This window comes from Kurthia sp. FSL E2-0154, from assembly GCF_038003625.1.
Lineage (GTDB): Bacteria > Bacillota > Bacilli > Bacillales_A > Planococcaceae > Kurthia > Kurthia gibsonii.
Map to the genome: position 1 here is coordinate 1,280,354 of NZ_JBBOPO010000001.1, position 15,412 is coordinate 1,295,765.

Sequence of the window (15,412 nt, forward strand, 5' to 3'; positions counted from 1 at the left end):
ACCCATTTTCTTATAAAACAATTGTTTTATTTTCATGTAATTTATATGTATTATAACACTTTTTTCGCGTGTTGAATGAAACTTTTGTTTATTTTTCAGATAAAAAAGACATTGTAAACAATTCATTCGTACTTGTTTACAATGTCTTAATAGTAGTTATATGATACGGCGTTGTTTATGTTCTTCTGCAATTTCAACTAGTTCTTTTGCATGTTGGAATGTTTTTTCCGTCACGACTTCACCTGACATCATACGACTAATCTCGTCAATTCGATCATCTTCTACTAATTCACATAACGATGTGAATGTACGATTATCTTCTTCTTGTTTCTGAATATAGTAATGATGATCAGCCATCGCCGCCACTTGTGGTAAGTGCGAAATACAAAGCACTTGTGAATTTACAGAGATTAGTGAAATTTTATCCGCAATAGCTTGCGCTACACGGCCACTTACGCCTGTATCAACCTCATCAAAAATGATGGACGTAATTCCCATTGTAGATGAAAAGATGGTTTTAAGAGCAATCATAATACGCGATAGCTCACCACCAGACGCAATTTTCGTCAGTGGCTTTGGTGGCTCCCCTACATTCGTTGAAATATAGAAGATAACTTCATCGCTACCCATCGCATCAAATGTATGTGACGGTGTGATTTGCACAATCAGTGTTGCACGTTCCATATACAACTCTTGTAATTGCGTCATAATCTTCTCAGCTAATTGAACACCATATTCTTTACGGATAACTGTTAGCCTTTCTGCTTGTTCAGCTAGTTGCTTTTCTAAGTCTTTTAAGCGTTTTTCATTCTTTTGGATATTTTCATCGCTATTTTCAAGCGTCTCTAGCTCTTTACCAATTTGATTGCGATACGCTAAAATATCCGCTAAACTATGTCCGTATTTTCGCTTCATATTTTGAATAAGTGCGAGGCGTTGCTCTACTTCATTTAATCTTTCTGGATCAAATTCCATCTCATCTAAAATATTCTTTAATGAAAAAGCAGCTTCCTGTAAAACATAGAACGCGTCTGATACGGCCATAGATTGTTCTTTGAACTGTTCATCTACATTCGCAACATCTTCTAAATCAGACATCGCTTGCCCAATCCAATCAAGCCCTTTAGATTCACCAAGAATGGCTTCATGTGCGTGAGAACTACCTTCAAAGATTTTATGGAAGTTATTTAAACGACGACGCTCTTCCATTAATTCATTTTCTTCATTCTCTTTAAACTTACATGCATCAATCTCTTTAATTTGGAATGCGTATAAATCAATTTTTTGAGCGATTTGCTGTTCACCAAGCGATAGTGCTGCTAATTCGCTTTTCAATGTACGATATTGTTCATATAGCGATGCATATCGCTCTTTTTCTCCGATTATCGCATCACCCGCAAATTGATCGAGTAAATGGATATGCTGTTTATCGTCCATTAATTCTTGTGATTCATGTTGCCCATGAATATCAATCAATGTCGAACCCACTTCACGTAACATATTCAGTGGCATCATTTTACCGTTTACACGACAAACACTCTTTCCTGTATCGTTTAGGTCGCGACGCAAAATAATGATACCTTCATCAATTTCAATTCCTAACTCTTTACACTTATCATAAGCAGGATGCGGTTCTTCAGGCAACGTAAAAAGGCCCTCAAGCTCTGCCTTTTTAGCACCATGGCGAATAAACTCTTGAGAACCTCTCCCCCCTGCTAAAAGTTGTACCGCATCAATGATGATTGACTTACCCGCACCTGTTTCGCCTGTTAATACAGTTAATCCTTCTTGAAATTCGACGGTTAATGCATCAATGATGGCAAAATTCTTTATGGATAATTCTTTTAACACGATGTGTCACACCCCTCAATACTTCTCTCTAGCAGTTCTTATAACATCTCTAGTAAACGATTTTTCACTACTTCACGCATTGATTCTTCACGACATAAAATCATGATTGTATCATCTCCACAGATTGTACCTAAAATTTCCGTCCAATCTAAGTGATCTAATAATGAGCCAATCGCATGTGCGTTGCCTGGTAATGTCTTCATAACGAGGAAATGACTTGCCCCATCAATCGATACAAAAGCATCTGCTAACGCACGATGTAGTTTTTGTACAGGATTAAAACGTTGGTCTGCTGGTAAGCTATATTTATAACGTCCATCTTGTAATGGTACTTTGATTAGATGTAATTCTTTAATGTCACGTGAGATTGTTGCTTGTGTCACGTTATAGCCTGCTTCTTTTAATAAGTCGACTAGTTCATCTTGTGTCTCAATTTCTCGATTCGCAATCATATCACGAATACGAATATGTCTTTGACTTTTATTCATATCATTCACCTCTATGCATATTTATGCCTGTCAACCTAAAGTTATCATCTATTCAATGAAATAACAAGAAAAAACGAATCTTTTATCTATTTTCTTCTTCTTTTATTTAGGCATTTATTCATGGAAAAACACCTTCAAAGAACCTTCTGATTCTCTGAAAGTGTTTTTCGATTTTTAGCTACTTTATTTTAATTGTGCATGTGCTTCTTTTACAACTGCTTGTAAATCACACGAACGTTCTAATTCTTCAGTAGTATGCGGATTGTAAAGATGGAATAAGAATTCGATATTTCCTTCTCCACCTGTAATTGGTGAATAAGAAGCATCTTTTAAAACAAACCCTAGTTCCTCTGCGAAATCCGCTACTTTTTCAAGTACTTCTAAATGAATTTTCGCATCGCGTACGACACCTTTTTTACCGACATTTTCTTTACCTGCTTCGAATTGTGGTTTAACAAGAGCCATCACATCGCCACCAGGCATCAATAATGTTTTTAATACAGGTAAAATTAGTTCGAGTGAAATGAATGATACATCGATTGTTGCCACTTCTGGTAAACCCTCGACTAAATCAGGTGCAGTTACGTAACGGAAATTGGTTTTCTCCATTACCGTAACGCGTTCATCTGAACGAATCTTCCAAGCGAGTTGATTTGAACCAACATCTAAAGCGTAACAATGACGCGCGCCGTTCTGTAACGCACAATCTGTAAAACCACCTGTTGAAGAACCGATATCTAGCATCAGTTTTCCTTCCACCGTAAAGTCGAAAATCTCAAGTGCTTTTTCTAACTTTAGACCACCACGACTGACATATTTCAGTTGTTGACCTTTAATTGTTAAATCTTGGTCTGCTGGTATTTTCTCTCCTGCTTTATCGACGCGAACTTCTTTAGAGAAAACTTGTCCCGCCATAATTAAACGTTTTGCTTTTTCACGTGTTTCACACATACCGCGTTGAACGAGTAAAATATCTACGCGCTCTTTTTGTACTTTGTCTGCCATTATGATTTTAGACCTTCTTGTTCTCTTTTTTGATGTACGAGCTTTGTAATACGTTTCTCAGCTTCTTCTGCTGTTAAATGAATGTCTCGCATTAATAAATCTACGCTTCCATGTTCGATGAATTCATCTGGAATACCCATACGTTCTGTTTGATTTGTGTCATAGCCATGATCATTCGCAAACTCTAATACAGCACTACCAAATCCACCTTGTAGCATCGATTCCTCAATTGTTAAAACAGGGCGACCTGTTTGATAAATGCGATGTAGCATTTCCTCATCCATTGGTTTAATGAAGCGAGCATTGACAATTTCAACTGAAATACCTTGTTCGGCTAATTTTTCTGCTGCTGCTTCTGCCATTGGAATTGTTGTACCAAATGTTAGAATCGTTGCATCCGTTCCTGCTTTTAATACTTCCCAACTACCGATTGGTAACGTTTTTAATTCTTCATCCATTGGAACACCTAAACCATTACCACGTGGATAGCGTAAGCAAATTGGGCCCTCATCGTATGCTAAAGCTGTTTGCACCATATGTTGACCTTCATTTTCATCTTTCGGCATCATAATGACAATGTTTGGCATTGAGCGAAGGAAATTAATGTCGAATACACCTTGATGTGTTTCGCCATCTGCTCCAACTAAACCTGAACGGTCAATTCCAACGAATACATTTAAGTTTTGACGACAAATATCATGTAACATTTGATCGTATGCACGTTGTAAAAATGTCGAGTATATTGATAAGAACGGTTTTGAACCTTCTGCTGCCATCCCTGCTGCCATCGTTGTTGCATGTTGCTCTGCAATACCAACATCAAAGAAGCGTTTCGGGAATTCCTTCGCAAATCCTTCTAATTTCGAACCAACTGGCATCGCAGGTGTAATCGTTACAACACGATCATCTTCGCGCGCAATACGTGTTACAGTATCTGCAATTAGTTTTGACCAACCTGGTGCTGTAACAGACGATTTAACAAAATCTCCTGTTTCCATTTTGTAAGGACCCGTACCATGCCAATTTCCGATTTTATCATTTTCTGCTGGTGAATAGCCCTTACCTTTTTTCGTAATCACATGAACGATTACAGGACCTTCAGTACGTTTCGCATTTAATAATGTTGACTCAAGTGCTTCAAAATCGTGACCGTCAATCGGTCCTAAGTAAGTAAAACCTAATTCTTCAAAGAACATGCCTGGTACCACTAAATATTTCAAACCATCTTTTACACGCTCTGCTGTTGAAGCTAAACGTCCACCTACTGCTGGAATACGTTTTAATAAACCTTCAAAATCATCTTTTGCACGATTATAAGGTGTGGCTGTACGCATACGAGACAGCATATTGTGTAAAGCGCCTACATTCGGTGCAATTGACATCTCATTATCATTTAAAATAACGGTCATATTTGTTTTTTCATGTCCGATATGATTCAGTGCTTCAAGTGCCATTCCACCTGTTAATGCACCATCGCCAATAATCGGAACGACATGATTATGTTTTCCTTGAACATCACGTGCAGCTGCCATGCCCATAGCCGCTGACAGAGAAGTTGAACTATGACCAGTCTCCCACACATCATGCTCACTCTCATTACGTTTTGGGAAACCACATAAACCTTTATACTGACGTAACGTATCGAATTGATCCGCACGACCTGTTAAAATTTTGTGCACATATGCTTGATGCCCAACATCAAATAAGAACTTGTCTTGCGGGCTATTAAATACTCGATGTAGCGCAATTGTTAATTCAACTACACCTAGATTTGGTCCAATATGTCCACCTGTTACAGAACACTTTTCAACTAAAAATTTGCGAATATCAACCGCTAAATCTTGCAATTGTTTTTTATTCAAATTTTTCAGAAAGGATGGACTAGATATTGTGTTTAAATCCACCACCATCACACACCTTTACTTTTATCATTGATTTTACTCACACGACTTTTTTCACTATTATAACAGTCATTAAGTCGAACAGAAAGTATTTAAACTAATTACTTGTTACGATTTATAATATAGTCTGTTAAATCTGCTAAATATTTACTATTCGATGGTATTTTCTCTAAACATGCATGTGCTTTTGCTGCATGTTCTGCTAATTTTTCTTTAGCTCCGTCTAATGTTAAGAGTGCTGGATACGTACTTTTTTCACTCGCTACATCTTTCCCAGCTGTTTTTCCTAATTCTTCTGTTGTGCCCTCGATATCTAAAATATCATCTTTAATTTGAAATGCGAGTCCAATATGGTAAGCATATTCGACAAATAAGTTGCGTTGTTCTTGTGTTGCATCTGCTAAAATCGCACCTGCTTCAATACTAAAACGTAAAATGGCACCTGTTTTATTTTCATGAACACGTACTAATTCATCTAAAGTAAGTTGACGCTTTTCTCCTTCAATATCAAGTACTTGTCCGCCAACCATTCCCTCTGCTCCAGCCGTTTCACTTAGAAGACGAATTAATTCTACTTTTTGTTCAGCTGACACATTTTTTAAGCGCGCTAAAATGCCAAATGGTAGTGTATTCAGTGCATCACCTGCTAAAATCGCTGCTGCTTCACCAAATACTTTATGATTCGTCGGTTTACCACGTCTGAAATCATCATTATCCATACTTGGTAAATCGTCATGGATTAGCGAATATGTATGAATCATTTCTACCGCTGCCCCTACTGTATACCCCGCTTTTGTTGGTTTATTTAGATAATCCAGTACTGCAATCACAAAAAGTGGTCTTACACGTTTTCCACCAGCTTTTAAAGAATATAACATTGCTTCTTTTAATGAAGTGGGTGCTGTTAAATCTTCTACAAATTCGTACATATGCGATTCAATGATTGGTAATTGTTCTTCCATAAATGTTTTTAGTGTACTTGTCATTGTTTATTCCGCCTCTTTCTGTAAATTTAACTCCGTTTCATTTCCGTTTTGATCCATCATTTTTACCAATTGCTGTTCTGCTTTTTCAAGTTGTGTATGACAGCTTTGTGACAATTTCATCCCTTCTTGGTATAAAGAGATGGCATCTTCTAATGGAACATCACCTTTTTCAAGTGAGCGAACAATTTCTTCTAATTGTTCAATCGATTCAGCGAATGATGGTTGTTTTTTTGTCATGTGGACTCCTCCTCTTTTTGAATGGACTGCACAATCGTTTGAACACGACCGTCTGTAAATTGAAGGTCTATTTTTTGTCCTTCCTCTATTGAATCTACCGATTTTACAACTTTTTGATTGTCATAAACAATTGCATATCCGCGTGTCATAATGGATAAAGGGTTTAACATTTCAAGTGTATGAACAGCTGCCGTAAAACGTTGTCGTTCTTGCTGTAATTTTTGAGCGATTGCTCTCGTTAATATTTGTTGCATCGATTCAATACGCTTCTTTTCATATACAATCTCTTTTAAAGGATTATAAATTTGAAGTTTTTGTTCAAGATGTTGCCACTTATAACGTTGCTGCTCCATTGCTTGTACAGTTGCACGTTGCATACGATCATCTAATTGTGCCAATTGTTCAACAAAAGGACGATATAAGCGCTCAGGATATAGCATAGGGTATGCGGACTGCACACGTGTCAAACGAGCACGTTCATGCTTTAATTGTGCTTGTGTCTGTTGAATAAGACGTGTACGGAGTGATTCAACATGCTGTAGTAATTCGAAACGGTCTGGGACAGCCATCTTCGCTGCGCCTGTTGGTGTCGGTGCACGTAAATCCGCTACATAATCCGCAATCGTTGTATCTGTTTCATGCCCAACCGCACTAATAATAGGAATACGACTTTCAAAAATAGCTTGCGCGACCACTTCCTCATTAAATGCCCACAAATCTTCAATCGAACCGCCACCTCGTCCAATAATAAGTGTGTCGATATTCCCTTGCTGATTCGCTAAAGCGATAGCTTGTGCAATATCATTCGCAGCTACTTTTCCTTGAACAGCAGTTGGAATAACTACTACCTCAGCAATTGGATAGTGTCTTTTTAGTGTGGACAAAATATCTCGAATTGCTGCACCTGTCTTTGCTGTAATAACCCCTATTCTTTTAGGGAATTTGGGAATCGGCTGTTTAAATTCTGATTTAAAATAACCACGTGCTGCCAACTCTTTTTTCAATTGTTCATATGCTACATGTAGACTCCCAACACCGTCTGGTTGCATCTCTTTCGCGTACATTTGATAGCGTCCTGCCACTTCATAGACATTCACATCTCCACGAATCAGCACATTCATACCATTTTCAGGTTTGAAAGCAAGTTGTTTCGCCTGCATCTTATACATGACACTTTGAATTTGTGCGTGTGCATCTTTTAACGTGAAATAAATATGCCCTGAACTATGTAGTTTCACATTGGACAGTTCACCTTTTACATATACTTCACGCAAATGAGGATCCGCTTCAAATTTCCGCTTAATATATTTGGTCAATGCTTGCACAGATAAATAATGAATGACCATTAATTCATCTCCTCTAAGGATGTGTTTCCTCTACACATTTTTTGACGTTATGATTCGCCCATAAAAAAAACTGCTTTTCCGCAGAAAAACAGCTTTCTGTCTATTCTATTTTACCTTAATCAGCTTCATTTGTCTTATGCTAGCTTTGTTTTTGCTGATTGAACTGTGTTATACATTAACATTGTGATTGTCATTGGACCAACGCCGCCTGGAACAGGAGTAATTGCAGATGTTTTTTCAACAACTGAATCAAAATCAACATCTCCGCATAGGTGATTATTTTCATCGCGATTCATACCGACATCAATAACCACTACACCTTCTTTAATGTAATCGGCTGTAATCATTTTCGCACGTCCGATTGCTACAACTAAAATATCTGCTTGCTTTGTCATTTCTTGAAGATTTTTTGTTTTCGAGTGACAATATGTCACTGTTGCATCATGTTGTAATAGTAGTTGCCCCATTGGTACACCAACAATATGACTACGCCCAATAACTACTGCATGTTTACCAGCAACTTCAATATTTGAATATTCGAGTAACTTCATAATACCATGTGGTGTACATGGTAAAAAAGTTTCTTGTCCTAGAAGCATTTTCCCAACACTATTTGGATGGAAACCATCTACATCTTTTAATGGAGAAATGGTTTCGATTACTTTTTGTTCATTGATTTGTTTTGGTAATGGCAGCTGGACTAGAATACCATCAATTTCAGATGCTTCATTTAATTGTTTGATTTGCGCTAGTAAATCTTCTTCTGTTGTATCTTCTGGTAATTTAATAAGCTTCGAATAAATTCCTAAGTCTTTACAAGCTTTTTCTTTGTTTGCTACATATGTATGTGACGCAGGATCCTCACCTACTAGAATCACTGCTAATCCTGGTGTAATTCCTTTTGCAATTAAATCTTGTACTTCTTTTTGAATACCTGTACGAATTGTGTTACTGATTTCTTTTCCGTTAATTAGTTGACTTGACATTTTCTACACTCCCGAATTCAGCTTTGATGCGTCAACAGGGTGTTAGGAAGAGCAAAACCCTTCCGTCTGTCCTATTAACGATCTAGTATTTTGATAATACGCCGTTTACGAATTTACCTGACTTCTCGTCACCAAAGACTTTAGAAATCTCAACTGCTTCATTGATAACAACGTTGTTTGGTGTTTCTGGCATATACATTAATTCAAAAGCTGCTAAACGTAAAATTGTTCTTTCAATTTTCGCTAAGCGGCTTAATGACCAATTTTCTAATTTACTTTCTAATGATGCATCAATTTCTTCTAAGTGATTCTGTGTACCGTATACTAATTCTTCAAAGAATGCCGATGATTTTTCTTCTGCAAGTGTATGCTCGATTGCATCCTCTACAGTTAATTCAGTATTCTCTAGTTGAAAAAGTGTTTGTAACGCTTTTTCACGCGCTTCACGTCGCTTCATTCTTAATAACTCCTTTTAAATAGCTGTCTTATTTCACTTGTTAGCTATAACAATTATTTTCATATGAAGTTTATTTTATCACACTTTCCCTTGTCATCATACGCTTTACGACAAGTTTTAAAAAATCTGTCTTTTTCGTGCGAACAAAAATATAAGCGAACGTTTATAATAAACATTATATAAAACGTTCGTTTTTATGTCAAACTAAAAAATAAAGCGTTTTGAGGAAAATCCTCAAAACACTTATTTATAGGGCTTTATTCAACTTTTGAATTTGCAGCTTGATCAAACTGAATACCCGTAATATGAACATTCACTTCTTTTATTTGAAGTTCTGTCATATTTTCAATCGATTCACGAATTTGACGCTGTACTTCTCTGGCAACACGCGCAACGGACGCACCATATTGCACAAAACAATATACACCAACGATTAGACCGTCTTCTGTCCATTCTGTTTTGATCCCTTTGCCATGAACTTTCTTGCCGAATTTTTCTACAACGCCTGATGCAAAAGAGCCTCTCGTTCCCGAAATACCTTCTACTTCATTTGTCGCAATTCCTGCAATCACTTCAATTACTTCAGGTGCTACTTCAACCTTTCCAAGCGCCTCTTTTCCTTGCGGTGTCGGTTGTTGTAAAGATTGAATGTTTTGTTCTGTCATTGAATTTGCCCCTCTCATTTCTTAAGAATTAATAACGTCGTTTTCTTCTAGGAATTTCGTATTGAATTTACCTGATTTGAAAACTTCGTTACTCATTAATTTTTCATGGAAAGGAATTGTCGTATGGATACCAGGACCCTCAACAACAAACTCACCTAATGCACGCTTCATTTTTGCAATTGCTTCTTCACGCGTATCTGCATGAACAATCAATTTTGCAACCATCGAATCGTAATATGGTGGAATTGAATAGCCTGGGTACATAGCAGAATCAATACGAACACCGATACCACCTGGTGCTACATACGTGTCTACTTTACCTGCTGAAGGCATGAAGTTTTTGTAAGGGTTCTCTGCGTTAATACGACATTCAATTGCCCATCCATTTAATTTCACGTCTTCTTGTTTATAAGCTAATTCTTCACCAGATGCAACTTTTAACTGTTGCGCAACTAGGTCGATTCCTGTAATCGCTTCTGTTACAGGGTGTTCTACTTGGATACGGGTATTCATCTCCATGAAGTAGAATTTATCTTCACGGTAGTCATAAATAAATTCACAAGTACCCGCACCGCGATATGAACACGCTTGCGCTGCTTTAACTGCCGCTGCACCCATTTCCGCACGACGTTCTTCCGAAAGTGCTGGAGATGGCGCTTCTTCAACTAGTTTTTGCATACGGCGTTGCACTGTACAATCACGTTCACCTAAATGGATTACGTTACCGTAGTTATCAGCTAATACTTGAATTTCACAGTGACGGAAATATTCAATGAATTTCTCAAGGTATACACCTGGATTACCAAATGCAGCTGCTGCTTCATTTTGTGTAATTTCGATACCTTTTACAAGATCTTCTTCCGTACGTGCGACACGAATACCTTTACCGCCACCACCGGCAGTAGCTTTAATAATAACTGGATATCCAATTTCTGCAGCCCACTCTTTACCTGTTTCGATATCAGGAACAATTCCTGTACCTGGAACAAGTGGCACCCCTGCTGCTTCCATTGTATCACGCGCTACGTCTTTAATACCCATTACTTTAATTGCATCTGAAGTTGGTCCAATAAATGTAATACCTGCATCTTCACAAGCTTCTGCGAAGGCAGCATTTTCAGCTAAGAAACCATATCCAGGGTGAATTCCATCACAACCTGTTTTTTCTGCTACCGCTAAAATACGGTCAATTTTTAAGTAACTATCTGCAGAAAACTTCGGTCCGATACAATATGCTTCGTCCGCTAATTGAACATGTAATGCTTCAGCATCTGCTTCTGAGTAAACAGCAACAGATTGAATATCTAATTCTTTACAAGCACGAATGATACGTACTGCAATCTCACCACGGTTTGCAATTAGTACTTTTTTCATTAGTAGCCCCCCTTACGCTTCTTTAACTAGGAATAGAGGTTGGCCGTATTCCACTAATTCACCATTCTCAACAAGAATCTCAACGATTTCACCAGTTACTTCTGCTTCGATTTCGTTGAATAACTTCATTGCTTCAACGATACAAACGATTGACTCTTCGCTCACTTGATCGCCTACTTTTACGAATGCAGGTGATTCTGGGTTTGGAGAAGAGTAGAATGTACCAACCATTGGAGAAGTGATTTTATGTAGATTTGCATCTGCCACAACTTCTTTTTTCTCAGCTTTTGGTGCTTCTGGAGCTTTTGGAGCCTCTACTACTGGTGCAGGAGTTGCTGCTTTCGGTGCTTCTACTACTGGTGCAGCTTGAACTGCTACAGGAGCTTGCGCTACAACTGTTTGACCGTTGTGCTTTTTAAGTTTTAATTTTGTGTCATCTTGCTCGAATACAAATTCATCCACTGAAGATGAATCCACTAATTTAATAATCTCACGAATTTCTTGAATTTTTAACATACTTTAACTCCCCTTACTTGTGTGTATTATAATACACATATTATTTTATCGCTTTTTTCAAACTTTTGAAACGTTTTATTGAAAAATAGCAATTTCTATATTTATAGTAGATAAATTCCGTTTGAAATACAATCTTTTTTTACGAATTAAGTAAAACCTTGAAGTGTTAACCATAAATAAAATATTGTAAACGATTACACTATTTAGACATTTAGAGTGAACACCTTCTGTACTAGCACAGTTAAAGTACTTAGTAATTACGACTTATATTATTAGTAGGTACTAAATTATTTTAAAAGAAAAACCTCTCTCGAAAAGAGAGGTTAATCCTTATGATTATGCACGTGAAACGTATGAACCATCTTCTGTGTTGATAATTAATTTATCACCTTCGTTTACGAAGAATGGTACGTTTACAACAAGACCTGTTTGCATTGTTGCTGGTTTTGAACCACCTGTTGCTGTATCACCTTTAATTCCTGGTTCAGTAGCAGTTACTTCAAGCACCACAGTGTTCGGTAAAGATACACCTAGTACTTCACCTTCGAATGATACAATTTGTACTTCCATGTTTTCAAGGATATACTTTAATTCATACTCTAATTGAGATTCTGGTAGTTCGATTTGTTCATATGTTTCCATATCCATGAATGCGTGTTGATCACCAGATGCATATAAATATTGCATTTTACGGTTATCGATTTGTGCTTTTTCTACCTTTTCTCCTGCACGGAATGTTTTTTCAGTTACGTTACCATTACGTAAGTTACGTAATTTTGAACGCACGAATGCAGCACCTTTACCTGGTTTTACGTGTTGGAACTCGATTACGCGGTAAAGGTTACCGTCTACCTGGATTGTTAATCCTGTTTTAAAATCGTTTACTGAAATCATGTTTCTTTTCCTCCAAATACTAATTTATAAAATAATTAACTCTTTAGGCGCATGCGTCAATACGTCATTCCCATCTGCTGTAATCAGCACATCATCTTCAATGCGTACGCCACCAATACCTGGTAAATAGATTCCTGGTTCACAAGTTACAGTCATCCCAGCCTCTAATCGATGATTGGAGCGATGAGATAAGCCTGGTCCTTCATGTACCTCTAAACCTATTCCATGACCTGCAGAGTGACCAAATGCTTCTCCATAGCCATGCGAACGAATCACATCGCGTACAACCGCATCTGCTTCCACACCCGTCATTCCCGGCTTAAAGGTTTTGACACCCACCAACTGGGCTTCTAAAACAATTTCGTAAACCTCTTTTAATTGTTGCGATGGCTGGCCGACTGCTACTGTACGTGTTGTATCCGACACATACCCATTATATAACGCACCATAGTCTAAAGTGACAAACTCGCCCTTCTCAATTATTTTATCAGTTGCTACGCCATGTGGCAATGCCGAGCGAACACCTGATGCAACAATCGTATCGAATGAAGAAGAGGTCGCTCCTGATTTACGCATAAAGAACTCCAACTCATTCGCGATTTCAAGCTCAGTTACACCCGGACGAATTTGCGGTAGAATATGCTCAAATGCTGCATCTACAATGTCACAAGCGACTTTTATTATTCTAATTTCTTCAGGCGTCTTAATCAAGCGGATTTTTTCAATCACATCTGCAAGACCAACTAAATTCTTCGTAATAAATTTCTCATATAATAAGAACTGTGCATACGTAATATGTTCTTTTTCAAAACCAAGTGTTTGAATGTTTAAATTACGTACATATGATGCAATTTCTTCTACTAAAGTTGCTTTATGTTGGACGGCACGAAAATCGGTAACTTCTCTTTCAGCTTGCTCAATGTACCGAAAATCAGTAATAAACAATGCCTCGCTCTTTGTTACGAGCGCAATACCTGTTGAACCTGTAAAACCTGTCATATAGCGTACATTGTATGGATTCGTAATTAAAAAACCATCTACTTTTTGTGAAGCGATTAATGCACGTAACTTTTCTAAACGATTCATTTATTTTTGCCCCTTTTGTTTCGATAAGAACGTGCGTAGTGCCGCTTCATATCCATATAAGCCTAAACCACTAATTTGCCCTACACAAACAGGCGCTAAATAGGAGTGATGACGGAAAGCTTCTCTCTGATGAATATTTGAAATATGCACTTCAATCACAGGTACTTCTACACTTGCAATGGCATCACGAAGCGCAACACTTGTATGTGTATAAGCACCTGGATTAAAAATAATACCGTCTACTTTGCCGTCCTCTGCTTCATAAATCCAATCGATTAACTCACCCTCATGATTCGATTGCTTTAATTCAATTGTCGCTCCTTCAGCAGCTGCTACTTCTGATAAACGTAACTCAAGATCCGCAAGTGTCTCATATCCGTAAATTGCTGGTTCACGTTTACCAAGACGATTTAGATTTGGACCATTTAAACATAAGTAATGCATGAAAAATCTCCCCTTTTTCCTAATTGTTTGTATTCATTCTATCATATATTTCGTAAGGCGTAGGTTTTTCAACGGTGTAAAGGATTTTTCTAGAGTTTATCATCATTTTTTAGTACAATTGAAGAAGTTTTAATCTTATACATAGAGAGCGGTGTGAAATTGAATCAAGAAAAAAATACAACTGTATATGGTGGTCAAGCGCTCGTTGAAGGTGTCATGATGGGTGGTGGACAACATACGGTTTCTGCAATTCGTCGAAACGATGGGTCGATTGATTACTATTACGCTAAGCGCGTAAAAAATCCAACGTATCAAAAAATGAAGAAAATTCCTTTTATTAGAGGCATTGTTGCACTGATTGAATCAGCTGCAAACGGGTCGAAACACCTACAGTTTGCGAGTGATCGATATGATGTAACACCTGGGGAAGAATTGTCAAAAGAAGAAAAAGAAAAGAACATGTCGAAGTTACAGCTTTGGCTCGGTGTAGCAGCGATCGGAATTCTTTCTTTCTTATTCGGAAAGTTTATTTTCACACTCATTCCAATTTTTCTAGCAAATAGTTTAAAAAGTATTTTCCCTAGTGACACGGCACAAATTCTAGTAGAGAGTGGCTTTAAACTTATTCTACTCGTATCCTATATTTATCTCGTATCACTAACACCGATTATTAAGCGGGTTTTTCAATACCATGGCTCTGAACATAAAGTCATTAATTGTTATGAAAATGGCCTAGAACTAACCGTTGAAAATGTACAAAAGCAATCTCGCTTACATTATCGCTGCGGCTCAAGTTTTATGCTGTTTACCGTATTTGTCGCGATGGTTCTTTATTTCTTTGTACCAACGGATCCACTTTGGTTACGATTAGTAGACCGCATTTTATTAATACCTGTCGTACTTGGTATCTCTTTTGAAGTATTACAAGCGACAAATGCTTGCCGTGATATTCCTATACTACGCTTTTTAGGATATCCAGGTTTATGGTTACAACTTTTAACAACAAAAGAACCACAAGATGATCAAGTAGAAGTGGCAATTGCTTCATTTAAAAAATTAAAAGAAGTAGAACAAAATCCTGAAATTATCCAAACAATGAATCAAGATTCGAATTAATTAAAATGAGGTGTTTATTATGAGGAAACTCGGCTTTAATATGCTCTTTTTCTGTGTTAT

At 37.4% G+C, this 15,412-nt stretch carries 16 protein-coding genes; 1 reads left to right on the top strand and 15 read right to left on the bottom strand.

Features of this window, described 5'->3' with window-relative positions:
- Window positions 1-156: 156 nt before the first annotated feature.
- The 15 genes from recN to aroQ all read right to left on the bottom strand — a co-directional run bounded on the left by recN (window position 157) and on the right by aroQ (window position 14,236).
- Window positions 157-1,851 (bottom strand): DNA repair protein RecN, encoded by a 1,695-nt coding sequence (gene recN / locus MHB75_RS06280; RefSeq protein ID WP_340996563.1) that lies wholly within the window; start codon window positions 1,849-1,851, stop codon window positions 157-159.
- Window positions 1,852-1,889: 38 nt separating this feature from the next.
- A complete protein-coding gene (gene ahrC / locus MHB75_RS06285) occupies window positions 1,890-2,339 on the bottom strand; it encodes a transcriptional regulator AhrC/ArgR (protein ID WP_068452987.1) in 450 nt (149 codons plus the stop codon).
- A 183-nt stretch (window positions 2,340-2,522) separates the two neighbouring features.
- Window positions 2,523-3,344, bottom strand: a complete 822-nt coding sequence (locus MHB75_RS06290) for a TlyA family RNA methyltransferase (RefSeq protein ID WP_068452984.1) — start codon at window positions 3,342-3,344, stop codon at window positions 2,523-2,525.
- Window positions 3,344-5,248: a 1-deoxy-D-xylulose-5-phosphate synthase gene (dxs, locus tag MHB75_RS06295; protein WP_336663602.1), complete on the bottom strand. Its 1,905-nt coding sequence runs from the start codon at window positions 5,246-5,248 to the stop codon at window positions 3,344-3,346. The genes MHB75_RS06290 and dxs overlap by 1 nt, the downstream gene beginning before the upstream one ends.
- Window positions 5,249-5,346: 98 nt before the next feature.
- Complete coding sequence (locus MHB75_RS06300) at window positions 5,347-6,231, bottom strand: polyprenyl synthetase family protein (protein WP_141273359.1); 885 nt, start codon at window positions 6,229-6,231, stop codon at window positions 5,347-5,349.
- Window positions 6,232-6,234: 3 nt separating this feature from the next.
- Window positions 6,235-6,468, bottom strand: coding sequence for an exodeoxyribonuclease VII small subunit (locus MHB75_RS06305; RefSeq protein WP_141273357.1), 234 nt, complete (start codon window positions 6,466-6,468; stop codon window positions 6,235-6,237).
- Window positions 6,465-7,814, bottom strand: a complete 1,350-nt coding sequence (xseA, locus tag MHB75_RS06310) for an exodeoxyribonuclease VII large subunit (RefSeq protein WP_340996571.1) — start codon at window positions 7,812-7,814, stop codon at window positions 6,465-6,467. Before xseA ends, MHB75_RS06305 begins: the two co-directional genes overlap by 4 nt.
- Window positions 7,815-7,948: 134 nt before the next feature.
- A complete protein-coding gene (gene folD / locus MHB75_RS06315; RefSeq protein WP_141273353.1) occupies window positions 7,949-8,800 on the bottom strand; it encodes a bifunctional methylenetetrahydrofolate dehydrogenase/methenyltetrahydrofolate cyclohydrolase FolD in 852 nt (283 codons plus the stop codon).
- 82 nt (window positions 8,801-8,882) lie between these two features.
- On the bottom strand, window positions 8,883-9,257 hold the full coding sequence (gene nusB, locus MHB75_RS06320; protein WP_068452972.1) for a transcription antitermination factor NusB: 375 nt from the start codon (window positions 9,255-9,257) through the stop codon (window positions 8,883-8,885).
- A 257-nt stretch (window positions 9,258-9,514) separates the two neighbouring features.
- Entirely contained in the window at window positions 9,515-9,922 is a 408-nt protein-coding gene (locus MHB75_RS06325) for an Asp23/Gls24 family envelope stress response protein (RefSeq protein WP_340996574.1), read from the bottom strand.
- 21 nt (window positions 9,923-9,943) lie between these two features.
- Window positions 9,944-11,296, bottom strand: coding sequence for an acetyl-CoA carboxylase biotin carboxylase subunit (gene accC, locus MHB75_RS06330; protein WP_141273349.1), 1,353 nt, complete (start codon window positions 11,294-11,296; stop codon window positions 9,944-9,946).
- 12 nt (window positions 11,297-11,308) lie between these two features.
- On the bottom strand, window positions 11,309-11,812 hold the full coding sequence (gene accB / locus MHB75_RS06335) for an acetyl-CoA carboxylase biotin carboxyl carrier protein (RefSeq protein WP_141273347.1): 504 nt from the start codon (window positions 11,810-11,812) through the stop codon (window positions 11,309-11,311).
- A 336-nt stretch (window positions 11,813-12,148) separates the two neighbouring features.
- Complete coding sequence (gene efp, locus MHB75_RS06340) at window positions 12,149-12,706, bottom strand: elongation factor P (protein WP_068452963.1); 558 nt, start codon at window positions 12,704-12,706, stop codon at window positions 12,149-12,151.
- Between the two features lie 24 nt (window positions 12,707-12,730).
- Entirely contained in the window at window positions 12,731-13,792 is a 1,062-nt protein-coding gene (locus MHB75_RS06345; protein WP_141273345.1) for a M24 family metallopeptidase, read from the bottom strand.
- On the bottom strand, window positions 13,793-14,236 hold the full coding sequence (gene aroQ / locus MHB75_RS06350; RefSeq protein WP_141273343.1) for a type II 3-dehydroquinate dehydratase: 444 nt from the start codon (window positions 14,234-14,236) through the stop codon (window positions 13,793-13,795).
- Between the two features lie 216 nt (window positions 14,237-14,452).
- On the opposite strand from aroQ, the gene MHB75_RS06355 reads away from it, so the two are divergent.
- On the top strand, window positions 14,453-15,352 hold the full coding sequence (locus tag MHB75_RS06355; RefSeq protein ID WP_141273434.1) for a DUF1385 domain-containing protein: 900 nt from the start codon (window positions 14,453-14,455) through the stop codon (window positions 15,350-15,352).
- The last annotated feature ends 60 nt before the right edge of the window (window positions 15,353-15,412 follow it).